Annotated in this window: 23 protein-coding genes and 1 tRNA gene; 9 read left to right on the top strand and 15 right to left on the bottom strand. The window is 42.5% G+C overall.

The genetic code is table 11. From position 1 onward, the window contains the following. Positions 1 to 128: 128 nt before the first annotated feature. Both ACP26M_RS22605 and ACP26M_RS22600 read right to left on the bottom strand, forming a co-directional pair. The gene (locus ACP26M_RS22605) at positions 129 to 4,271 is read right to left on the bottom strand and encodes a hybrid sensor histidine kinase/response regulator transcription factor (RefSeq protein ID WP_426583497.1); all 4,143 of its coding nucleotides are present in this window, start codon (positions 4,269 to 4,271) and stop codon (positions 129 to 131) included. Positions 4,272 to 4,557: 286 nt separating this feature from the next. Next, a tRNA-Ala gene (locus tag ACP26M_RS22600) sits at positions 4,558 to 4,631 on the bottom strand. Between the two features lie 771 nt (positions 4,632 to 5,402). Between ACP26M_RS22600 and ACP26M_RS22595 the strand changes: the two genes are divergently transcribed. From ACP26M_RS22595 to ACP26M_RS22570, 6 genes are all read left to right on the top strand, one after another. Next, positions 5,403 to 6,614, top strand: a complete 1,212-nt coding sequence (locus tag ACP26M_RS22595; RefSeq protein WP_426583495.1) for an MFS transporter — start codon at positions 5,403 to 5,405, stop codon at positions 6,612 to 6,614. A 200-nt stretch (positions 6,615 to 6,814) separates the two neighbouring features. After that, positions 6,815 to 6,991 (top strand): hypothetical protein, encoded by a 177-nt coding sequence (locus tag ACP26M_RS22590; RefSeq protein WP_167516293.1) that lies wholly within the window; start codon positions 6,815 to 6,817, stop codon positions 6,989 to 6,991. 41 nt (positions 6,992 to 7,032) lie between these two features. Next, positions 7,033 to 7,161, top strand: a complete 129-nt coding sequence (locus tag ACP26M_RS22585; protein WP_255485329.1) for a hypothetical protein — start codon at positions 7,033 to 7,035, stop codon at positions 7,159 to 7,161. 38 nt (positions 7,162 to 7,199) lie between these two features. Continuing rightward, entirely contained in the window at positions 7,200 to 7,364 is a 165-nt protein-coding gene (locus ACP26M_RS22580) for a hypothetical protein (protein ID WP_158604167.1), read from the top strand. 202 nt (positions 7,365 to 7,566) lie between these two features. Beyond that, positions 7,567 to 7,755: a hypothetical protein gene (locus ACP26M_RS22575; protein ID WP_426583492.1), complete on the top strand. Its 189-nt coding sequence runs from the start codon at positions 7,567 to 7,569 to the stop codon at positions 7,753 to 7,755. Beyond that, on the top strand, positions 7,742 to 7,909 hold the full coding sequence (locus ACP26M_RS22570) for a hypothetical protein (protein WP_426583490.1): 168 nt from the start codon (positions 7,742 to 7,744) through the stop codon (positions 7,907 to 7,909). Before ACP26M_RS22575 ends, ACP26M_RS22570 begins: the two co-directional genes overlap by 14 nt. Before the next feature lie 91 nt (positions 7,910 to 8,000). Here the strand turns inward: ACP26M_RS22570 and lpxB are convergent, their stop codons facing one another. The 5 genes from lpxB to ACP26M_RS22545 all read right to left on the bottom strand — a co-directional run bounded on the left by lpxB (position 8,001) and on the right by ACP26M_RS22545 (position 11,590). After that, positions 8,001 to 9,116: a lipid-A-disaccharide synthase gene (gene lpxB, locus ACP26M_RS22565; RefSeq protein ID WP_426583488.1), complete on the bottom strand. Its 1,116-nt coding sequence runs from the start codon at positions 9,114 to 9,116 to the stop codon at positions 8,001 to 8,003. Further along, positions 9,116 to 9,382 (bottom strand): hypothetical protein, encoded by a 267-nt coding sequence (locus ACP26M_RS22560; RefSeq protein ID WP_426583486.1) that lies wholly within the window; start codon positions 9,380 to 9,382, stop codon positions 9,116 to 9,118. Before ACP26M_RS22560 ends, lpxB begins: the two co-directional genes overlap by 1 nt. 2 nt (positions 9,383 to 9,384) lie before the next feature. Next, a complete protein-coding gene (surE, locus tag ACP26M_RS22555; protein WP_426583484.1) occupies positions 9,385 to 10,158 on the bottom strand; it encodes a 5'/3'-nucleotidase SurE in 774 nt (257 codons plus the stop codon). Between the two features lie 109 nt (positions 10,159 to 10,267). Next, positions 10,268 to 10,453 carry a CsbD family protein gene (locus tag ACP26M_RS22550; RefSeq protein ID WP_090532481.1) on the bottom strand — a complete coding sequence of 62 codons (186 nt, stop codon included), beginning with the start codon at positions 10,451 to 10,453 and terminating at the stop codon, positions 10,268 to 10,270. Between the two features lie 126 nt (positions 10,454 to 10,579). Further along, a complete protein-coding gene (locus ACP26M_RS22545; RefSeq protein ID WP_426583482.1) occupies positions 10,580 to 11,590 on the bottom strand; it encodes a dipeptide epimerase in 1,011 nt (336 codons plus the stop codon). Positions 11,591 to 11,644: 54 nt separating this feature from the next. Here ACP26M_RS22545 and ACP26M_RS22540 point away from each other — a divergent pair, with 54 nt between their 5' ends. Continuing rightward, a complete protein-coding gene (locus ACP26M_RS22540) occupies positions 11,645 to 12,634 on the top strand; it encodes a hypothetical protein (RefSeq protein ID WP_426583480.1) in 990 nt (329 codons plus the stop codon). Here the strand turns inward: ACP26M_RS22540 and ACP26M_RS22535 are convergent. From ACP26M_RS22535 to ACP26M_RS22515, 5 genes are all read right to left on the bottom strand, one after another. Next, entirely contained in the window at positions 12,603 to 13,232 is a 630-nt protein-coding gene (locus ACP26M_RS22535) for a rhomboid family intramembrane serine protease (RefSeq protein WP_330859341.1), read from the bottom strand. The genes ACP26M_RS22540 and ACP26M_RS22535 overlap by 32 nt on opposite strands. Then, the gene (locus ACP26M_RS22530) at positions 13,233 to 14,978 is read right to left on the bottom strand and encodes a M14 family zinc carboxypeptidase (RefSeq protein WP_426583477.1); all 1,746 of its coding nucleotides are present in this window, start codon (positions 14,976 to 14,978) and stop codon (positions 13,233 to 13,235) included. A gap of 63 nt (positions 14,979 to 15,041) precedes the next feature. Continuing rightward, positions 15,042 to 15,443: a ribonuclease E inhibitor RraB gene (locus ACP26M_RS22525; protein ID WP_426583475.1), complete on the bottom strand. Its 402-nt coding sequence runs from the start codon at positions 15,441 to 15,443 to the stop codon at positions 15,042 to 15,044. 19 nt (positions 15,444 to 15,462) lie between these two features. Then, positions 15,463 to 15,816, bottom strand: a complete 354-nt coding sequence (locus ACP26M_RS22520) for an MmcQ/YjbR family DNA-binding protein (RefSeq protein ID WP_426583473.1) — start codon at positions 15,814 to 15,816, stop codon at positions 15,463 to 15,465. Further along, positions 15,816 to 16,565, bottom strand: coding sequence for a hypothetical protein (locus ACP26M_RS22515; RefSeq protein ID WP_426583471.1), 750 nt, complete (start codon positions 16,563 to 16,565; stop codon positions 15,816 to 15,818). The genes ACP26M_RS22520 and ACP26M_RS22515 overlap by 1 nt, the downstream gene beginning before the upstream one ends. Before the next feature lie 78 nt (positions 16,566 to 16,643). Between ACP26M_RS22515 and pepT the strand changes: the two genes are divergently transcribed. Together pepT and ACP26M_RS22505 are read left to right on the top strand one after the other, a co-directional pair. Further along, positions 16,644 to 17,894 carry a peptidase T gene (pepT, locus tag ACP26M_RS22510; protein ID WP_426583469.1) on the top strand — a complete coding sequence of 417 codons (1,251 nt, stop codon included), beginning with the start codon at positions 16,644 to 16,646 and terminating at the stop codon, positions 17,892 to 17,894. Positions 17,895 to 17,935: 41 nt separating this feature from the next. After that, entirely contained in the window at positions 17,936 to 18,430 is a 495-nt protein-coding gene (locus ACP26M_RS22505) for an N-acetyltransferase family protein (RefSeq protein WP_426583467.1), read from the top strand. Between the two features lie 7 nt (positions 18,431 to 18,437). Here ACP26M_RS22505 and ACP26M_RS22500 read toward each other — a convergent pair whose 3' ends face one another. From ACP26M_RS22500 to ACP26M_RS22490, 3 genes are read right to left on the bottom strand one after another with little or no spacing between them, the layout of a single operon-like run. Beyond that, positions 18,438 to 18,608 (bottom strand): hypothetical protein, encoded by a 171-nt coding sequence (locus tag ACP26M_RS22500; RefSeq protein ID WP_189549082.1) that lies wholly within the window; start codon positions 18,606 to 18,608, stop codon positions 18,438 to 18,440. Between the two features lies 1 nt (position 18,609). Next, complete coding sequence (locus ACP26M_RS22495; protein WP_426583465.1) at positions 18,610 to 19,197, bottom strand: zeta toxin family protein; 588 nt, start codon at positions 19,195 to 19,197, stop codon at positions 18,610 to 18,612. Continuing rightward, complete coding sequence (locus ACP26M_RS22490; RefSeq protein WP_426583463.1) at positions 19,190 to 19,729, bottom strand: GNAT family N-acetyltransferase; 540 nt, start codon at positions 19,727 to 19,729, stop codon at positions 19,190 to 19,192. The genes ACP26M_RS22495 and ACP26M_RS22490 overlap by 8 nt, the downstream gene beginning before the upstream one ends.

The following is a 19,729-nucleotide window of genomic DNA, read 5'->3' as shown; positions in this document are numbered from 1 at the left end:
TTATTGGTGATTTCTGCAGTGTTGTCGAATTACTTTGCCTCGAGAGTCTGACCACCTGAATATCCGAATGCAGCTTCCGATACATGCGCCATTGTGTAAAAAGATGGTAGCGGGGCCTATAGAACGCCTTAAATTGCAGGAGTGGCCTTGTTTTTAGATATATTCCTTTTGATGGTCAGATACTCCGACGGTAACATGCCGAAGCGTGTTTTAAAGATCCGCGAAAAATAGCTGGGTGTGCCGAAGCCTGTGATATAGGCGATCTGAGCTACATTATAATCACTGATTTCCAGCAACTGGGCTGCTTTGTCAAGTTTGACGTTGCGGATGTACTCCACCGGGGTTTGCCCGGTAATTTCCAGAAGTTTGTAATAAAGTGACCCCCGGCTCATGCCCACGTGCCGGCTCAGTTCTTCAACTGACAACCCCGGCTCACTCAGTTGGTCTTCTATATATTTCATGACCGAATTTAAAAGCTTTACATCGGCCGACTCCATTTCAACCTGAGGGCTAACCATCTGTATTTGCCTGGAATATGTATCCTTTAGATTTTTGTTCAGGTCAAGAAGGTTATCGATCTTGGTTTGCAGGATTTGGAAATTGAAAGGCTTCGTAAGATAATCATTAGCGCCTGTTTTGAGGCCTTTTAACTGATGCTCTTCCCCTGTCGTTGCCGTTAATAATATTACAGGGGTATGGCAGGTGCGCTTATCGGCTTTAATTTTTTTGCTCAACTCAATCCCATCCATGTGGGGCATGTTGATATCACTTACAACCAGGTTAACGTGGGCGCCGAGTGTTTTTTGCCACCCTTCTTTACCGTGGGCCGCCTCAATAATATGATAGTATTTTTTCAGGTGATCCGACAAATAAGAGCGGAATTCGTCGTTGTCCTCTACCAGTAGTACGGTTGGCTTTAGTTCAGGGTTTTCACTGCTGGCCTGCCTGTCTTTAGCGTTTTCTCTATCAGAAGCGGGAGGTGTTTCGCAGGTACCGGCCTCCACCGCAGCGGTGAGCGGAAGCCTGACTAAAAAGCTTGTACCTTGTCCTGCTATACTTTCCGCCTGAATGGTGCCGCCGTGAAGTTCTACAAATTCTTTGGTTATGGAGAGGCCTATGCCGGTACCCTGGTTGACTATTGCGCTGCTTTGCCGCGATTGATAAAAGCGTTCAAATATTTTTTCGAGATCATCGGCCTGTATACCAATTCCGGTATCAGTAACCTTAAGCAGCAGGCTTGTGCTTAACAAAGAACTCTTTTCAGCCCGGGCGCTGACAGAAACTACCCCGCCGGCAGGGGTGAATTTAAACGCGTTAGACAACAAGTTGAAAATAACCCGCTCCAGTTTATCCGGGTCAAAGTAGGCCCGCACCTCTTCCTGTTGCACATCAACCTCCAGTGTAACCTGTTTTTTTAAAGCAAGATCCTGAAACGCTTCGCACGACTCGGTGATAAAAGACATGATCTCTCCCGCCGAAAGGCTGAGCTTCAACTTTTGTTCTTCCATTTTACGAAAGTCAAGCAACTGGTTGACCAGGTTGAGTAACCTGCGACCATTTCTATTGATCATTTTCAGATCCTCGATGTCATTCCCCGGAACAGATTTTTCAAGCAGTTTTTCGACCGGGGCCAGGATCAGCGACACCGGGGTTCGAAACTCGTGGCTTAGATCTGTTAAAAACTTTATTTTCAGCAAGTCCAGCTCATGCAAACGTTCAGCTTCCCGCCTTTCCTGTTCAATAAGCTGACTGACTTGAAGTTTCTCCTGGGCCTGCTCGAATTGCCTCCGGATCTTCTGAATACCACGTCTCCTTATGAAAAACAAAGCCGATCCTAAAATAACCACGTAAGCAATATAAGCATAAACTGTTCGCCAGAACGGCGGCAATATAGTTATCCTGATCGTCGTCACCGGGTTATTCCAGTGGTTTTCATCTTTACTGGCCATCACCTCAAAACTGTAGGTCCCGGGATCAATATTGGTATAGCTGGCTGTCCGAATATTTTGAACATAATTCCAGGCTTTATCAAAACCTTTTAACCGGTAAGCATATAAATTCTGTTTAGGAGATGTATAATCCAGTGCCACATAACCGATGGAAAAATTTTGGCCGTATTTCAAAGTGATTTCTTTTGCGGTACTGATATGCTCATGAATCGGTGACTCATTTCCCGGATTTACTATCGCATTATCAACGGTTAAATTGCTTAGAATTACCCGTCCGGAACGAGAGACAACCGGTAATCTCGATGGATTAAAAAAATTAAAGCCGTCCTGACCTCCAAAATAAAGATTGCCGTCCCTGGTTTTTATTCCTGAGCCTGAAGAAAAAGCTCCTTGCTGTACGCCGTTTTCGTTAGTAAAATTGCGGAAAACCCTTCTTTTGTAATCAAACGAACTGATTCCGCGATCCGTGCTTAACCACAGGAAACCTTTATCGTCCTGCAAAATTGATTTTACGAAGGAATTAGCCAGGCCCTGACCTTCACCGTAAGAAATGAATTTTTTTTGATTTTCGTCGAAGTAGCTAATCCCCTGTTTGGTGCCAGACCAAACACTGCCGTCATTGGTTACAAATAAGTTCAGTACCACGTCGTCGGCCAGTGCCGAATTTTTTTTATTGTAATGCGTCCACTTTTGATGCTCAGTATCAAGCACTACGATTCCAGTTCCCATCGAAGCAATCCACATGCGCCCGTCCCGGTCCGGAATAATAGAAGAAATAAAACCGTTAACGGGTAAACTCCGGCTCTGGCCGCCGGCCCCGTTTTGACTTGTCAGATGTGAAAATGACTGGCTATTTTCGTCATATATATCTATTCCCCGACCCAGTGTACCTATCCAAATTCTGCCACTCGCGTCGGCGTTAATACAAGTAATATCATTGCTACAAATTCCATGACCATTGCCGTCAGCTGTATATTGTACATATCTATGAGTAGTGGTGTCGATTCGGAAAAGCCCGTTATGGTAAGTTCCCGCCCACAAGTTTCCTTTCCTATCGATATAAAGTGATGTTACGGCCAGTGAGCTTCCGCGGCGTTTCAACTTACTTTGTATATCATACGAATGCAAAAGGCCTGTCTTTTTGTCGAGCAAAGCAATACCTGCGTCGGTCCCTACAAAAATGTCACCGCTGCTGCATTCCGCGAAAGCGGTTACAAGCGGCGATTTTAAACCGAGAGGATCGAAAGGGTCACTTTTCTTGTGATTGAAGAGTGCAAGATGAGGGTCGTATTTTCCGATCCCTTCGGTAAAAGTTCCAACCCAATATATACCTGCAGGGTCAATAAATATGCTGCGTATGGAATTGCTTTTCAGGCTGCCCGCATTCCTGGGATCTGCGGTCAATTGCTGAAAAACCTCCAGTTGAGGATCGAATAAATTGACCCCACCCTCTGTTCCGATCCAGATCTTGCCGTCTTTAGCCAGGCTCATCGTGAAAATTGCGTTATTGTCCAGGCTCAGGGACGATTGATTGCCAGAACGAAAAATTTCAAAATGCCCATCATCTGTCCACTTGTTCAGCCCGTCGTACGTACCAAACCAAATGCTGCCTTTTTTATCTTCAATGATTGCTTTAACCGTGTTATTACTTAATGCGTACCTGTCCTGCTCATTGTGCGAAAACCTTTTGAAGGAATTTGATGACCATTCATACAGGTACAACCCGTAATTGGTACCAACCCACATCCGTTGTCGACTATCTTCGAACAAAGAGAGGACGACAAACGCGCCCGCGTCCTTTTTATCAGGTTCCGGAATCTTAACAGGCGTAATTCTGCCGGTTTTCGTATCAATTATCCGGAGATCTTCATAGGTGCCTACCCATAATTTGCCCTGGTGGTCCTGGCAAATAGCCCTGACTGATATGTCCGAAATTTCTTGCCAGGAACCGTCTCCCCTGAAACGTTCGAATCGATCAAACTTGCGGTCGTAATAAGAAAGCCCTCCTCCGCTGGCGCCAACCCATATCCGTCCGCTTTTATCTTCAAACATCGACAAGACTTCGTTGGAAGGAATGCTATTACCAGATGCGCTATGCCTGTAAATAACGAAATTACTGCCATCGAATTTATTAAGCCCGTTTCCCGTTCCAAACCACATCAATCCAAACCGGTCTTTTATAATGGTATTTACGGTATTCGAAGACAATCCTTCTTTTATTGTAATAGATGTAAAGTTTATAGCAGCCTGTCCATAAATTTGAGATGGGACATACAAAAAGAGCAGGCATGTCAATATATAACAGCTTTTAAACTTAAGCATGATTAAAATTTGATGAATAGTCACTCGTAGCAACCAATAAAGAATTCAGTAATTTATTTTAATTGGTGTTGTTTTGACAAATATAACCTGATTGATGCAAATATCCTTGTTAATTTATGACTATAGGGTATTTCCAGGTTTATTCCCAAAGTGTCCGTCTTTTATCAGGTAGCAACGGGTCTTATTCGGCATCGATTTTTGGATATCCCAGACTGTCTAAAACGTATGTGAAAAAAGAAAATCCGCCGATTTCATGCGAAACTCGGCGGATTTTGCGGAAAAGATGTGGAGAATATCGGAGTCGAACCGATGACCTCTTGCATGCCATGCAAGCGCTCTAGCCAGCTGAGCTAATCCCCCGCAGTGGGCTGCAAATATAGAATTTTGTGAATTAAAATGAAATTCTATTGTTATTTATTTTATCCGATCCTGTCTCAGCGCCTTTACTATCGGCTTGTTTAATTTAAACTTAAAATATACATGCACCTGGCTTGCCCCAAAATTGCTTCCGGGGAAGCAAAAGCTTATAAAAAAGTAAAGCCCCTGATGGGCAGGGGCCTTTACTAACCAATTATAAACCTAAATTATGAGAAGACTACTTTATGTATTGCGTTATTTTTAACACGGTGTAAAAGTAACACTAAGTTTTGATATTCTGAAAATATATTTTGTAATTGTTTTGTAAGTTTTATCAATTACATTGTCATCCGGTATCTTATTGTCAAAAATAAGAATAAAACATTATTAAATTACTAATTTTTTCAAATTATTTTATAATAATTACCACCTCGTTCATTTTCATCAAAAAAAGATGCGGTTTTATTTATAAAGTTTACAAAAATTTAATTTTAAATGATTTTTAAAGTAAAATTAGAATCTAAATCCCTATTAAAATTAAATTTTAAAGCATATCGTATGCTTAAAGCAAAACAATCGCCAATTTTTCTTTAAAAAACTCCAAAATACCACAATTTTTTTGCCTTAATGCTGCTTTTAGCTCTTTAAAGAACGATTGTCTGCTAAAACAATTTATGTTCTAAACGCAGTTACATCCTAAAAATTACTTTACAAAGGCTTTTTTTTAAAGATGCTTTAACACTTTTGCAGCAAAAATATACTGCCTTTTAAAATATGTCATCAACACATACCGAAAAACAACATCCGCATCTTACGCCATTAACTTTATGGATCATGACCATAGCTACAGGTTTGGTGGTAGCCAACATATATTATAACCAACCATTACTGGCCGATATGGCGAATACTTTTGGCGTAAGCGATAAAAAAGCGCAGCAAATATCGCTTTTTACGCAAATTGGCTACGCTACAGGTTTATTATTTATAGTGCCATTGGCGGATATGCTTAAGCGTAAGCGTCTTATTTTAATTGATTTTGTGCTCATGATCATATCGTTAATAGCCAGCGCCATGGCGCCTTCCGTAACCATACTTATGATAGCGGGTTTTTTAGTGGGCGTATCATCGATTATTCCGCAATTGCTGATCCCAATGGCGGCCCACTTAGCCAAGCCATATGAGCGGGGTAAGAAGATTGGCTTTGTAATGAGCGGCTTATTAATCGGTATTTTACTGTCACGCACACTAAGCGGTTTTATAGGCGAGCATTTTGGCTGGCGAAGCATGTTTTATATAGCTGCAGGGTTAATGTTGCTCATCTGGTTCATGATATTTTTGTTTTTGCCCGAAATTGAACCCGATTATAAAGGCAATTATGGTAAATTGATGAAATCATTGATCCATTTAGTAAAAACCCAACCTAAATTAAGATTGGCAGCATTCAGAGGGGCTTTATGTTTCGCCGGTTTCAGCGCATTTTGGACAACGCTGGTATTCCTGTTAAAACAGCCTCAGTTTAATGAGGGCAGCGCCGCTGCGGGTATGTTTGGCCTTGTTGGCGCTTTCGGTGCGGTAGCCGTTGGCTTTATGGGTCGTCTGAGTGATAAAATGGACGCATACAAATTATCAATTTATACACTTTCGCTTATCCTGATCTCTTTTATTGTATTCTATTTTTCGAGCCATAGTATAATCGGGCTCATCATCGGGGTTATCCTTTTGGATATGGGTGTGCAGGCTACTCATATCTCTAACCAGTCTATTATTTTCGCATTGATCCCGGAAGCCCGCAATCGTATCAATACAGTGTACATGGTGTCTTATTTTATAGGCGGGGCTTTAGGCACGTTCTTCGCCAGCTTAGTTTGGAAAAACTATGAGTGGAACGGAGTGTGTGCTATTGGAGCTGCCTTATCAGTAATAGTGATCATAGTGCATTTGTTAAACTACAAAAAATCGTCCGCTACTGCTACTGATGTTCGGTAACGTATGCCTGTTTATCTGCTTTGAATAGTTGTCGGCGTTGAATTGATCAAAAAAAGTAAAAATTTCTTCTAAAAAAATACCCCTGTATTACAGCCATTTACATCGTATTGTAAAATAAATCTGATTTTTTAATGACTTTTTTTGCTCTCCGATAAAAGTTTGGCATTGATTTAGATCAGTACTTATCAAACGCAGTTGTTATGAAAGCAAAAGACAAAGCGGTTAAACCTGAAGAAGAGAAAGAGTGGGAAAACCCAGTGGAACCGACAAAAACTTCAGACCCACGCGATGAGGAGCAAATATTAAGGCAATATAAAGAAGCAAAACGCCGCCATGATAACCTCACCGAAAACGGAAACGAAAAAAAGAAAGACTAAAACGGAGACATTAAAATATTAAAAACATCAAAACCTACAACATGAAAACGCAAAAACAAACATCAACCACCAAACTAATAGCAAGCTTTGATAACGCACTTAAAAACATCATCATGAGCGACTTGAAAGCTATCAAAACTAAAACGCCTTATTTAACGCCGGCAGCTTAAACTAAATATAAACTACATCACCTACACTACATCTACCTATGAAAGCATATAAACCAACACCCGCAATAACTAAATTACTTGCACGCTTTGATGCCGAATTATTGGAGCTGTTGAGGGAAGATCTGAAAAACTACAGGGCTAAAACCCAATTTATGAGCAACAACAAGCAGGTAGCAGCACAGCAAACGCTGTCTGCCGCTTGATCAACATATATACATCTACCTATCGAGTACTAACATCACCTATGAAAACGTGGAGCCCTGCAAAAAACAGGGCTCTATTTTTTTTAGTAAAGCCGGGCAAGCTTAATGCTATCTTTGTATAATGTTAAATAACAATATATTAACCCTTTGGTCACCTAAAGGAAATGTCTGACACGGTTATTTGGGATCAAGCATCGGGCGAATGACCAATGCGGTTAAACATCATATTGCACCATCTACGCATAGTACCGTTAACCAGGTGATGAACAAACCGGTTACGGTCATATTGATCCTGCACGAGCAGGAGCTAAAGACTGATTGTCTGTATGGTGTATTGTTATCTGTAAAATTATATACTCTACATAAATACAAACATTATGGACCAGGTTAATTATCCCATAGTAATAATTGTAGTTATTGCAGTTATTATTTTGCTGGTTTGGATCATCAGGCGGAACCAGAAAGACGAAAAAAAGCTGGAACAGGACATCATCCAATCCGAACTAAAACCAGAAGAAAATAATGATAAGGAAATAGAATCCTGAGAAGTTGAAGTGTCATTGGTAGCCCGTCGAAGCATGGTGAGTTGGGCCTCTGCTCGCGACCCTTCGACATACTCAGCATGATAGCCGTTTTCTACTTGTTATCGATAGCGTATTTAACAATCAACCCGGCTGTTTTGGCTGATGCCCCCGGTTGTCCCATTCGCACATCAAGCTCGTCATAATTATTGAGCATGTTTTGGCGATAGGTTACATCATTGACAATCAGTTTTAACTCTTCACTTATCTTGTTAGCCGTACACTCTTCCTGGATCAACTCCTTCACTACCGCTTTGTCCATGATCAGGTTAACCAGCGATATAAATTTAAGTTTAACCAGCATGCGCGCTATGGCGATGGTTAATTTCCCGCCTTTATACACCACTACCTGCGGCACATTAAACAGCGCGGTTTCAAGTGTCGCGGTGCCGGAAGCTACAAGAGCTACATGGGCATGATTCAGCAGATCATAAGTGCCGTTGAATACAACGGGGATCTCGGCCCCGTTTAAGTAAGGCGCATAATAATCAGCCTGAAAAGCCGGTGCACCGGCAATTACAAACTGGTATTCAGGAAAGTTAGCCGAAGCCCGGATCATATCGGGCAGCAGTCTGCTGATTTCCTGTTTGCGGCTGCCGGGTAATAGTGCTATAATTTTTTTTACACCAAGTTTATTTTTTTGCAGGAAATCAGGGTCAGGATTAAACGCCGAAACCGCATCAAGTAAAGGGTTGCCTACGTAATCAACATCCATTCCCCACTCTTTATAAAATGCCACCTCAAAAGGCAATATGCAAAATAGGTGGTCAACAATGCGTTTGATTTTTAACACCCGCTTCTGGTTCCAGGCCCAAACTTTGGGCGAAATATAGTAGTTAACCGGTATGCCGTTAGCTTTGGCGTATTCGGCTATTTTGAGGTTAAAGCCGGGAAAATCTATCAGGATCAATACGTCGGGGTGGTAAGCCGAGATATCCTGCTTGCACGATCGCATGTTTTTAAGAATAGTTTGCAGGTTGGCAACCACTTCAACAAAGCCCATAAAAGCCATATCGGCATAATGCTTTACCAGTGTGCCGCCCTCGGCCTGCATCAGGTCGCCGCCAAAAAAGCGAAACTCAGCATCAGGGTCAAGCGATTTGAGCGCTTTCATCAAATTAGCCCCGTGCAAATCGCCCGAAGCTTCGCCGGCTACCAGGTAATATTTCATTATAAGGATTGCAATTTAAAAATAAATATGGCCAGCATAAACAACAGTGAGATCATAGCAATGCCGTTTCCCGTTTTATCGGCCCCCTTGCCATAAAAGTAACGAATGATAAACAGATTGATGGCAAAAGCGACAAAGTAAGGGATCCCCGGCTTGTGCATGAAAAACAGTTGATTTTTAAGCAGAAATCCAAAAACAAACAGGCTAACGCCTGGCAGTATAGCGCCAATGAGCAGCCCTAAGGATACGTCGTTTTTGTTTAGCATGATTACAGGTTGAATTTCCAGTTGTTTAAGTAAGGGATAACGTGGTGTGCAGTCATATCAAACTGCACCGGCACAACCGAAGCGTAACCCTGTTCCAAAGCCCACACATCGGTATCCTCGCCGCCATCATTTAATTGAAAAACGCCGGTAAGCCAGTAATAAGGCCTTTTATGCGGATCCATGCGTTCATCAAATTCTTCGGCCCATTTGGCTGCCGCCTGCCTGCAAATTTTAATGCCTTTAATGTGTTTTGTATTCGGGAAGTTTACATTTAACAAACTGGCTTGTGGTAAACCATGGGCTAAAACCTGTAAAGCAAGTTCTTTTACAAACTTGATGCAAGGCTCAAAATCGGCTTGCAAAGTATAATCATCTAACGAAAAACCTATCGACGGGATACCCTCAATGGCTCCCTCAACCGCCGCCGACATCGTGCCCGAATACAGCACATTGATAGAGTTATTAAGGCCATGGTTAATGCCCGAAACACAAAGATCAGGCTTTTTACCTTTAAAGATCTTGTTAACAGCCAGCTTTACGCAATCAACCGGAGTGCCCGAGCAGCGGTACATTTCAATGCCCTCGTAAATGTCAACCTGGTCAAGCCGTAAAGGTTTGCCGATGGTAATGGCATGCCCCATACCCGATTGCGGACTATCCGGGGCAACAACTACAACACGGCCAATTTCGGCCATAGCATCCATCAGGGCTTTGATACCCGGAGCGGTAATGCCATCGTCATTTACAACAAGTATGGTTGGCTTGGTAACTTTCATTGGGCAAAGTTAACAATCCTCAACAATGTAGCTGGTAATAATAGTTTTGGATGGTCATTGGATAAAACTATTCCAATAAAAAAGCCCCGTTTCCGGAGCTTTTAGCATCTTATAAACTGTTTATCCACTTTACCAGTTCATCGCGGGTTTTGCCCGTTTTTTGCTGAAGTTTGCCAAGTGTTTCATCATCTTTGCCTTCCTGCCAGGCAAGGTCATCGTCGGTAAGATCGCCATAGGCTTGTTTTATTTTGCCTTTCAACTCATTCCATCCGCCTTTAATTTCTAATTTATCCATGATGTTTTTTATTTAGATGTATCAGAATAACGGACGAGAGGCAAAGATGGTTTGAAGAATATTGGATTTGTAAAGAAGCTAAAAGCAGAATGCTAAAAGCTGAAAGCCGCGACCTGCTTAGATTGCTTAAAACCTCAACCCCAAACCTGCATCCTCATTCAGAATATATTTACCATCATTAAATTCTGGCATCAGATACGGATTATTGCTTACCAAAAAAGGACCATCAAGATCTACCCAATCAGCTTGCGGGGCAATGGCTAAACCTGCTAAAGCGGCACAGCTGGTTTCTGTCATACAGCCAATCATGATCTTCAGGTTAAGCTCACGGGCTTTATCTATCATCTGTTTGGCTTCATACAACCCTGCAGATTTCATGAGTTTAATATTGATACCGGTATAAACACCTTTGGCCTTTTCCACATCCTCAAAACGCTGAACGGCTTCATCGCCAATGATAGGAATAGGACTGTGCTCGGTGAGCCAGGCATTGCTGTCGGGATCAGTTTTGAGCATGGGTTGTTCTATCAATTGTACGCGTTGCTCGTGCAGCCAGTAGGTCATGTCAAGGCTTTGTTGCAGATCTGTCCAGCCCTGGTTGGCATCTACGTAAAGCGGCACATCAGTTACCGAACGGATAGTATTAATCAATTCTTTATCGGTATCGCGGCCAAGTTTAACCTTAATCACTTTAAACCCTTCTGCCTCTTTTACCTTTTTGATGATCATTTCGGGCGTATCAATGCCTATCGTGAAACTGGTAACTGGCATCAGCGCAGGGTTGCTGCCGAGCAGTTGCCAGCAGGGCTGGTTTTTCAATTTGCCGTCCAGATCATGCAACGCAATATCAAGAGCTGCTTTAATGGCCGGATTACCAGGAGCAATGCTATCGAGGTAATTGATGATCGCTCCAAAATCAAAAGGGTAACTAAACCGGTCAATATCAACCTTGCTTAAAAATTCGGTGGCACTTTGATGGCTTTCGCCCATATAAGGCACCATTGAAGCTTCGCCGTAACCGGTTTTACCTTCGTGGTTGATCTGCACCAGCATAACCGGGGTAGAGGTACGCGAAAATTTGGCTATCGTAAAAGCATGCTTCAGCTGAAGCTCGTAGGGTTGATATGTCAGTTCCATGTTAAAAACCAAAGCTAAAATTTTAGTACGAAAATCGTGCTTATCTTTGCGGCCATGCCGGCACAAATTTATTCACCGTTCACCAATTTCAATTTCAGCAACAATAAATGTTTCCTTACGGGGCAAAACCTTAATTCGCCCGAGGAGCAGATCCAGGTATTTCCGCAATGGCTCATGAGCCGTTATGAGCTGGAAGATAAGCCTTTTAAGTTGCTCGACGAAAGCATGGCGACTTACAAAGACCTGAAACTGCCCTGCACAGCCGAAGTTAACGAACGCTATCTTGAACCGCTCGAAAACGAAATTGCTGCTGCTTTTGATACCGGTTATGAAGCTGTAAAGGTGCTTGATGAGGATAAACTGTTTTTGTGGGCGGGCAAATTGCTGTACGGAATTATTTTTAACGAGATTCAGGCCGGCATCAAACTCCAACACTCGCAGGGCGAGGAGTTTAACATATCGCAATCCATTATCCACAAGTTCAATAACCTACACATGATGCTGCAAAGTATCAATCTGCCGGTTGAGTTTGATGGCTTTAAGCCGTATAGCCTGGTATTGTTTAAGGTTGATAATGCTGAAAACGTTTTTGGCTATCGCGATGAGATCAATACGCTTACCTTTTCATTAAGGATAAAAGATTTTGGCCTGATCCTTTGCCTGCAGGATAACGGCGCCAACGCCCGCTATCATAAAGAAGCTTTGGATAAAATTGCAGATCACACTCTGCATCCTATCCAGTTTGAAGAGTTGAACGCCCGCTTCTTTTATTCGGCTTATTTATTTAACCGGCTGCCCGAGTACGATATTTTCCATATTGGTGACACCATATCCTTAGAAGCCCTGCCCCTGCGTGGCACCAGCAGCAAACCACTGTTTGACGACTGGATGAACAAAACCTACGGACAGGTACTGGAAAACTTTTGGAAAAATTGGGGGTTCCTGCTGTTAGAGATTATCAAGAACCCCGAAAAACCTATGAGCTTTTTATTTAATGCTGACGGGGAGTTTATCAATGGCCAAGATTTGAAACTGCCATTGTAATCTGCTGCCAAAAATCGGGCAAAATTTCATGGTGAAATATAATGGTGATCATTAAGCCGCTCAGTGCGCCATAAAAGTGTGCATCATGGTTGATCTGATCGCGCGAATATTTTGATGCGAAGTGGCAATACACTAAATATAATACGCCAAATATCACTGCCGGGATAGGAATTGGTATAGGCAATATCATCATTTGAGCTAGCGGGTTATATAATATAGCACTAAAAATAACCGCGCTTACCGCACCCGACGCACCCAAACTATAATAACTGTAATGATCTTTGTGTTTGAGCACAGTAGGCATGTCGCTTAAAATTAAGCTTACAGTGTACAATATGGCAAATTGAACGTGGCCTAATAACGGCTCAAGCCCAAAAGCAAAAAAGTAAAACGACAGCATATTGAAAAACAAATGCATCCAGTCGCGGTGAATAAGTCCGCTGGTAATGATGGTATGAATATCCTTTCCGCGTGAAACTGTGTAAGGGTGCAGCATCATGCGGCCATAAAGGTTATTGTTTGAAAAAGCTAAAAGTGAAGTAATAATTGTTATTGCGAAAATAGCACAGGCCACCGGGGCCGTTTGTAAATATTCCATTTATTTAAGGTCGAGTTTGGTATTAGTTAATAATCTGCCTACCGGGTAGCGCATAAAAGTTTTTTCAAAGTAAGGCGAATTGCGGTAAACAAAGAACAATTGCGCACCAGCATTATTGGCCAGCTGTGGGTCTTTCGCTTTGGCATCGTCCAGTTTTTGTCTAATCGATGGATCCTTTTTTAGCAGATCAGCAGCTATATCTTCAAAAACATAGTCCGAAAAATACTCTTTTTCGCCCAGCACCGAATCAAAAAAGTTCCATGCAAAAAATGAGTCGACACCCTGCGGTTCCAGCGTTTCCACGATATAACGGTTTATCGGCTGATTAGTATATACTACATAGTCGCCGGTATAAAATTTAACCGGCATATCCACCGGGTTAAGTTTTACGCCGGTATGCAGGTAATGGCCCTCAAATGGCCGGGCGGGTGTTTTCAGATCGGTTATATAATACATTTGCAGGTTAAGCGTGGTGTCATGTGCCAGTTGCTTCATCTGCACGCCGTTCAGCTTAAATAAATCAATCACCTTGCCCCATGCCTGCGGAATTACATAGGCAACAGGCTTATCGGCAGTGGCAGTAACTTTATAGGTGTTGTAATATTTGATGGTTTTGGTGTAGGGCTTATCCCGATCATAATATAGCCTCGGCAATCCGCTCACGCCGCTGGTTTTATAGCCTGCCTCATATCCTTTAAAAGTAATGGTATCAACCTTACTTTTATCAACCGTCCAGCCTAATGCAAACGTTTTTTGATTGGTTACCTGCTCATCGGCTTTGCGTTTCAACTCTCCTATCAGTTTGGCATCGCGCTGGTTAATTTCAATAAGATGCTGCATAAAATCGTAAGTGGCATACACGCGCTTATCAAAAGGCTTCAGCATATGTGTTTCGGTGATATAGCTGATGATATTATGCTGGGCAGTAAAGCCGGTAGCAAAACGCGGGGTTTCTAAAAAACTAACGATACCCGAATCAGGAAGCCCTTCTTCACCGGCGCCGTAAGGGATCATTTCGTACCCGCTCTTTTTCATTTTGCTGTACAGGTACGGTGTAAGTGTTTTGGTGGTATAATCAGCCAGGATGGGGTTTTGCTTTTCTTTCTGTGTTTCAATGAGCGTCATCACATATTGATAGTCGGCGCCATCGCTGGTATGGTTATCTAAAAAGATCTCGGGTTTCCAGGTAGTCAGGATCTGTGTAAAAGCCAAAGCGTTTCGGCTGTCAGCTTTAATAAAATCGCGGTTAAGGTCGAGGTTGCGATAATTCCCCCTAAAGCCATAAGCCGATGGGCCGTTCTGGCTTACACGGCTTAAGCCACGGTTAAGATTACCGTCGATATTATAAAGCGCGATAAGGCAAATTACGACATCTTTTGGCAGGGTATTATTTTTAAGCAGATCACGTACAAGCATCATACTGGCATCAATACCTTCCGGTTCGCCGGGGTGAATGCCGTTGTTAATGAGCAGCACCCTTTTGTTTTGCTTTTTAATAATTGCCGGATCAAAGATCTTATCTTTTGAAAGTACAACGAGTGTTAGGGGTTTGCCTACATCGGTTGTGCCATAGTTAATAAGCTTCATTTGCTGCGGGTATAGCTTGTTAAGCTTTTGATAGTAATCGATTACCTGGGCGTAGGTGGCTGTATAATTTTTATCCTTACTTAATTCAAAAGGAGTAAGCTGAGCTTTGGCAGAGAGGGTAATAAAACAGGTGATAAGGGCAGCGAAAACTATCTTCATAAGTAAATACGTTGTTCAAATATAGCTTAAGAATGCCAATTAGATATGCGGCACACAATAATATTACTGATCGGGAATGGTGCCCCAGCCATCAAACTCACAATCAAATTTATAAGCAAGGCTACACATCTGGTTAATCCATGATGCTACAACTGCCTCTTTCATTTTTACTTTGTCAGACCAGCCGGTAATAATGAATAGTTTTTTATCCCCTTCAGAAACACCGAATTTTACCTGGTAGCTTAAATTGGATAATTCCTGCGCAAATATCTGGGCCTTTTGATATGTATTGGTGTAAAAGAAAAACTCAAGCATCAGCTCCCTGTCTTCGTCAACATTTAGCTCCCTGAGCTTTTCCATAAGTACCGGCAACATGTTAAGCTGTATTGCCGATTTTTCACTGAATGCTTCTTCCGATACAAATTGTCCGTTATCCTTCTTACCGAAAAAACTGAATAGCCCCATGAGTATAATATGAATTTGCTTATAATACAGCTATCTCCGCCTGCACTCTCTTCGGCAGGCTTTTAACCACTTCATTGTATGAGTGATCAATCATTTCGCAGAGTTGTTTTCGGGTAAGAGCGCCGTTCATTTGCACGGTGTTCCACATTTTTTTGTTCATGTGGTAGCCGGGCTGCACTTCGGGGTAGCGTTCGCGGAGTTCAACAGCCCATTCAGGGTCGCATTTAACATTGAACCTGTCGCCGGTTTGTAAACCGGTTAACAGAAAGATCTTTTCAGCAATTTTAAAAACCAGCGTATCCTCGCCAAAGGGGAAGCCCTCGGTAACGCCCGGCTTTTGTAAACAATAATCGCGCAGTTCTTCTATGTTCATTACCTGAAATTTCTGATCAATTTGGTGTAGGATACTGTATTACCAAAGTTATACTTAAACCCAATGCTGTATTGAACAAACTGATCGGGCGCATTGTTCTTAAATTTTTGAGGGTTATCATTGTAGCCGTCAAGCCCTTCCCCAAAAGTATAGCTGTGCTGAACGCCAAGGGTTATGGTGTAGCCTACCTGGTCGTAATCATCGTAAATTTTAAACTCATAGCCCAATCTTAACGGTATCATAAGGTTGATGCTCTTATCTTTTCCCTGAAAACCCTCGGTTTCGCCAACCGGCCCATGGTTCTCATACCCGGGAGGGTTCGAACGTTGTACAAACGCCATCTTATTTTTTATTGCACCAATGCCCGAGCCTATATAAAAGTTTTTAAGTACGTTTAAAACGCCGCTGTTACTATAATCAATGATTTCGCCCATTTGTAAATCGGCACGAAGGACAAGCGCTAAAAAATTATTTTTTGATTTGCGGCCAAACTCGTCTGTACTGGGTGTAAGGCCGCCGCCTTCAATAGTTCCAAAATGAAAATCAAGCGCTATTGGTACATAAGGACTGTAGTTGTAAGTTAAATTGAGCGTACCCCCGGGATGCCATACTTGTTTTTTAAGGTCATCGAACCCACGAGCGTAATTGACACCTCCGCCAATGCCCCATTCATAATAATTAAAACCACTTTGGGCTCTTGCCATAGCCGAAGCACAAACCAAAACAAAAAGTAGAAAATATTTTTTCAATGTATAATTTTAATCAATATTTACAACTGGAGATGGCATTAACCACCGCCTAAATTTCCCCTAATATAAAAGCTTTATATGAATTTTAACTCATTCATTAAGTTCACAGTAGCCGAACGCTTCTTGCGCTACGTTACCATTGATACGCAATCAGACCCTTCTTCGGTTTCATTTCCATCAACAGAAAAGCAAAAAGATCTTGCCCGGCTGCTGGTTGATGAACTGTTGGCTATGGGTATAGCCGATGCACATTTAGACGAGTACGGTTATGTCTATGCTACTATTCCGTCAAATACTGATAAAAAGGTGCCCGTAATTTGCTTTTGCTCGCATATGGATACCGCGCCCGATTGCAGCGGAAAGAATGTAAAACCTTTAGTCCATAAAAACTACCAGGGCCAGGATTTAATATTACCTGATGATAACACCCAGGTGATCCGCATGGCCGAGCATGCCGATCTGAAAAACCAATTGGGCAACGATATAATAACAGCCAGTGGCACCACGCTGCTCGGCGCCGATAACAAAGCCGGTGTGGCCGAAATTATGGATGCCTGCTACCAGCTCATCGGCCACCCCGAAATTAAACATGGTGATATCCGGATCCTGTTTACACCCGATGAGGAAGTTGGCCATGGTGTTGATCATGTGGATATTGCCAGGCTGGGTGCTTTTGCCGCTTATACTATGGATGGCGAAAGCGCAGGCAACATGGAGAATGAAACCTTTTCGGCAGATGGGGCGAGGCTTACTATTAACGGTGTAAGCTCACACCCCGGTTTTGCCAAAGGGAAAATGGAAAGTGCTATTAAAATTGCCGGGCAAATTATTGCTGCCCTCCCTGATGAACTTTCGCCGGAACATACTGAAGGAATGCAGGGCTTTGTGCATCCGGTAGGTATGGAAGGGCATGTGGAAACCGCTTCTATCGATTTTATAATCCGGGATTTTGATGAAAATAAACTCGCAGATCATGTTGAGGTTATCCGCCAAACTGCTGTTGATGTATTGAAGAAATTTCCGGGCTCAACGTTTGATATTGCTGTAAGCCAGCAATACCGCAATATGAAAGGTGTGCTTGATCAGCATCCGCAAATTGTTGATTATGCTATGGAGGCTATTAACCGTACAGGTTTAAGCGCTAAGTTGTGCAGTATCCGCGGTGGTACGGATGGTTCGAGGCTTTCGTTCATGGGCTTGCCTTGTCCTAATATTTTTGCAGGCGAACATGCCTTTCACAGCAGGCACGAGTGGGTATCAATTCAAGATATGCAAAAAGCGGTTGAAACTATTTTGCACCTGTGCATGATCTGGGAAGAAAGAAGTTAAGACATACGACTTTTCTTAATAACACAAAACTAAATTTGAAGATGTATACAATACGTACTGCCACCTTAAACGATGTGGAAACTATCCGTGATATTGCCGATAAAACATGGTGGGTAACCTACAGCCCCATTCTTGAGCGCGAACAGATATCCTTTATGCTTGGCGAGATTTACACGACAGAGAAAATAACCAAACAGGTTAAAGAAAATCAGCAAACTTACCTGTTACTGGAGGAAGAAGGCAATCCGGTGGCATTTGCAGCCTATTCGCCCCGCGAAGAGGATCCGGAGATCTACAAATTGCATAAACTTTACTGCCTGCCCGAAACGCAGGGCAAGGGCTACGGAAAAGTATTGATTAACGAGGTGGCCCAAAAAACTAAAGATGCCGGTAAGAAAACGCTGGAACTTAACGTCAACAGGTACAATAACGCCAAATCATTCTATGAAAAAATGGGGTTTACCATAGCCTATGAAGAGGATATAGCCATTGGTAAATACTGGATGAACGATTATGTAATGCGGAAGGAGTTATAAGTGATTGTTATTTGGCGGGAAGGGTTTTTAAAAGCTCTTTTGCGGGTACAGCTTTGAAACTGCCGTCTTTATCTCCAATGATAAGGCTTTCGTTGTTGGCAGCGGCAGTTTCAACCAGTTTGCGGTTTGCCCGCTTCATGCCTTCAAGCACTTTTTCAGCAAACTCGTTTATATCCATTTTATGTGTTTTTGTTGTCATTAGCTTGCGATAAAATCGTTTCCCAAATATCGGGTGTTATAATATTGGTTTTAAGTTCATCCGCACTTTGTGCAACAAACACCGGCCCAAGATCCGTGTTGTTTGCAATCAGCCATTTATCACAAAGAGGTATATACAAAGATACCAAATTTCTTATTCCCCGGTAATATCTCCGTTCTATTACATCGGCAGGGATATTATGGCCTCCTTTACTCACTCGTTTAGCTACTCGTTCCATTGCCATTTCAGGAGAGCTCAACCAAAAAAACAATAAAGTAACTTCATATCCTTTTTGCCGGGCTCTTTTAACCAAAGATACATAACTCCGGGTTGAAAGCGTTGTTTCAAAGGCAAAGTCAACTCCCCGGTTCAGCAACTCATCAATTCGTTGCAGCATGATCCGGCCGGCTTCGAATGCAACACTTTCCGGATTGAAGGGAGATAGTCCCGCCGCGATGTTATCTGCATTTACAAACTCATTACAGTTAAGCAATTCGGGCAAAACTGTATAGCTTGCCGTGGTTTTACCGGCACCGTTACAACCTGCTATGATATACAAATTAGGCATCCTGTGAATTTAGTTGTTCATCCTTAAAAATAGCATACATATATTTATCCATCACCTCGCCATTTTTAATAACTGACCTTCGTAGTACGGCCTCTTGAATATAACCTGCTTTTTCGAGCACCCGTATGGATGCCCTGTTTCTATTATACACACCGGCTTCTAAGCGCAATAGCGAAAAATGTTCAAAAGCATAAGTGGTCACCAGTTTTACTGCCGCGGTTGCTAAGCCCTTTCCCCAATGTTCTTCACCAAGCCAATAGCCTATTTCGGCCGTTATGCGGCTTTCGTCGGTAAAAAGTTCAACACCAATGCCGCCGCAGGCTTCACCGTTAACTACTATGGCAAAGTTGGTTAAAGGTTTCTGGTTTTGGGCCAGGTTCACCCAAAATAGCGCATCCTCCATAGTGTAAGGATACGGGAACCTGTCGCGCAAAAAAGCCGATACTTTCGGGTTATCCGCATGCTTTTGAAGTGATGCTTCATCACCCGGTTGCCACGCCCTCAATAAAAATCCGTTGCCCAGTAGTACCAT

It is taken from the genome of Mucilaginibacter sp. R-33 (assembly GCF_049949235.1).
Lineage (GTDB): Bacteria > Bacteroidota > Bacteroidia > Sphingobacteriales > Sphingobacteriaceae > Mucilaginibacter.
The sequence above is the reverse complement of the archived record's forward strand: the minus strand, read 5'-3'. Positions and strand labels throughout refer to the sequence as shown.

Excerpts from the sequence above, each read along its gene's own strand:
- ACP26M_RS22605 (WP_426583497.1), bottom strand. The coding sequence starts at position 4,271 with ATGCTTAAGTTTAAAAGCTGTTATATATTGACATGCCTGCTCTTTTTG.
- ACP26M_RS22595 (WP_426583495.1), top strand. The coding sequence starts at position 5,403 with ATGTCATCAACACATACCGAAAAACAACATCCGCATCTTACGCCATTA.
- ACP26M_RS22590 (WP_167516293.1), top strand. The coding sequence starts at position 6,815 with ATGAAAGCAAAAGACAAAGCGGTTAAACCTGAAGAAGAGAAAGAGTGG.
- ACP26M_RS22585 (WP_255485329.1), top strand. The coding sequence starts at position 7,033 with ATGAAAACGCAAAAACAAACATCAACCACCAAACTAATAGCAAGCTTT.
- ACP26M_RS22580 (WP_158604167.1), top strand. The coding sequence starts at position 7,200 with ATGAAAGCATATAAACCAACACCCGCAATAACTAAATTACTTGCACGC.
- ACP26M_RS22575 (WP_426583492.1), top strand. The coding sequence starts at position 7,567 with ATGACCAATGCGGTTAAACATCATATTGCACCATCTACGCATAGTACC.
- ACP26M_RS22570 (WP_426583490.1), top strand. The coding sequence starts at position 7,742 with ATGGACCAGGTTAATTATCCCATAGTAATAATTGTAGTTATTGCAGTT.
- lpxB (WP_426583488.1), bottom strand. The coding sequence starts at position 9,116 with ATGAAATATTACCTGGTAGCCGGCGAAGCTTCGGGCGATTTGCACGGG.
- ACP26M_RS22560 (WP_426583486.1), bottom strand. The coding sequence starts at position 9,382 with ATGCTAAACAAAAACGACGTATCCTTAGGGCTGCTCATTGGCGCTATA.
- surE (WP_426583484.1), bottom strand. The coding sequence starts at position 10,158 with ATGAAAGTTACCAAGCCAACCATACTTGTTGTAAATGACGATGGCATT.
- ACP26M_RS22550 (WP_090532481.1), bottom strand. The coding sequence starts at position 10,453 with ATGGATAAATTAGAAATTAAAGGCGGATGGAATGAGTTGAAAGGCAAA.
- ACP26M_RS22545 (WP_426583482.1), bottom strand. The coding sequence starts at position 11,590 with ATGGAACTGACATATCAACCCTACGAGCTTCAGCTGAAGCATGCTTTT.
- ACP26M_RS22540 (WP_426583480.1), top strand. The coding sequence starts at position 11,645 with ATGCCGGCACAAATTTATTCACCGTTCACCAATTTCAATTTCAGCAAC.
- ACP26M_RS22535 (WP_330859341.1), bottom strand. The coding sequence starts at position 13,232 with ATGGAATATTTACAAACGGCCCCGGTGGCCTGTGCTATTTTCGCAATA.
- ACP26M_RS22530 (WP_426583477.1), bottom strand. The coding sequence starts at position 14,978 with ATGAAGATAGTTTTCGCTGCCCTTATCACCTGTTTTATTACCCTCTCT.
- ACP26M_RS22525 (WP_426583475.1), bottom strand. The coding sequence starts at position 15,443 with ATGGGGCTATTCAGTTTTTTCGGTAAGAAGGATAACGGACAATTTGTA.
- ACP26M_RS22520 (WP_426583473.1), bottom strand. The coding sequence starts at position 15,816 with ATGAACATAGAAGAACTGCGCGATTATTGTTTACAAAAGCCGGGCGTT.
- pepT (WP_426583469.1), top strand. The coding sequence starts at position 16,644 with ATGAATTTTAACTCATTCATTAAGTTCACAGTAGCCGAACGCTTCTTG.
- ACP26M_RS22505 (WP_426583467.1), top strand. The coding sequence starts at position 17,936 with ATGTATACAATACGTACTGCCACCTTAAACGATGTGGAAACTATCCGT.
- ACP26M_RS22500 (WP_189549082.1), bottom strand. The coding sequence starts at position 18,608 with ATGGATATAAACGAGTTTGCTGAAAAAGTGCTTGAAGGCATGAAGCGG.
- ACP26M_RS22495 (WP_426583465.1), bottom strand. The coding sequence starts at position 19,197 with ATGCCTAATTTGTATATCATAGCAGGTTGTAACGGTGCCGGTAAAACC.
- ACP26M_RS22490 (WP_426583463.1), bottom strand. The coding sequence starts at position 19,729 with ATGGTACTACTGGGCAACGGATTTTTATTGAGGGCGTGGCAACCGGGT.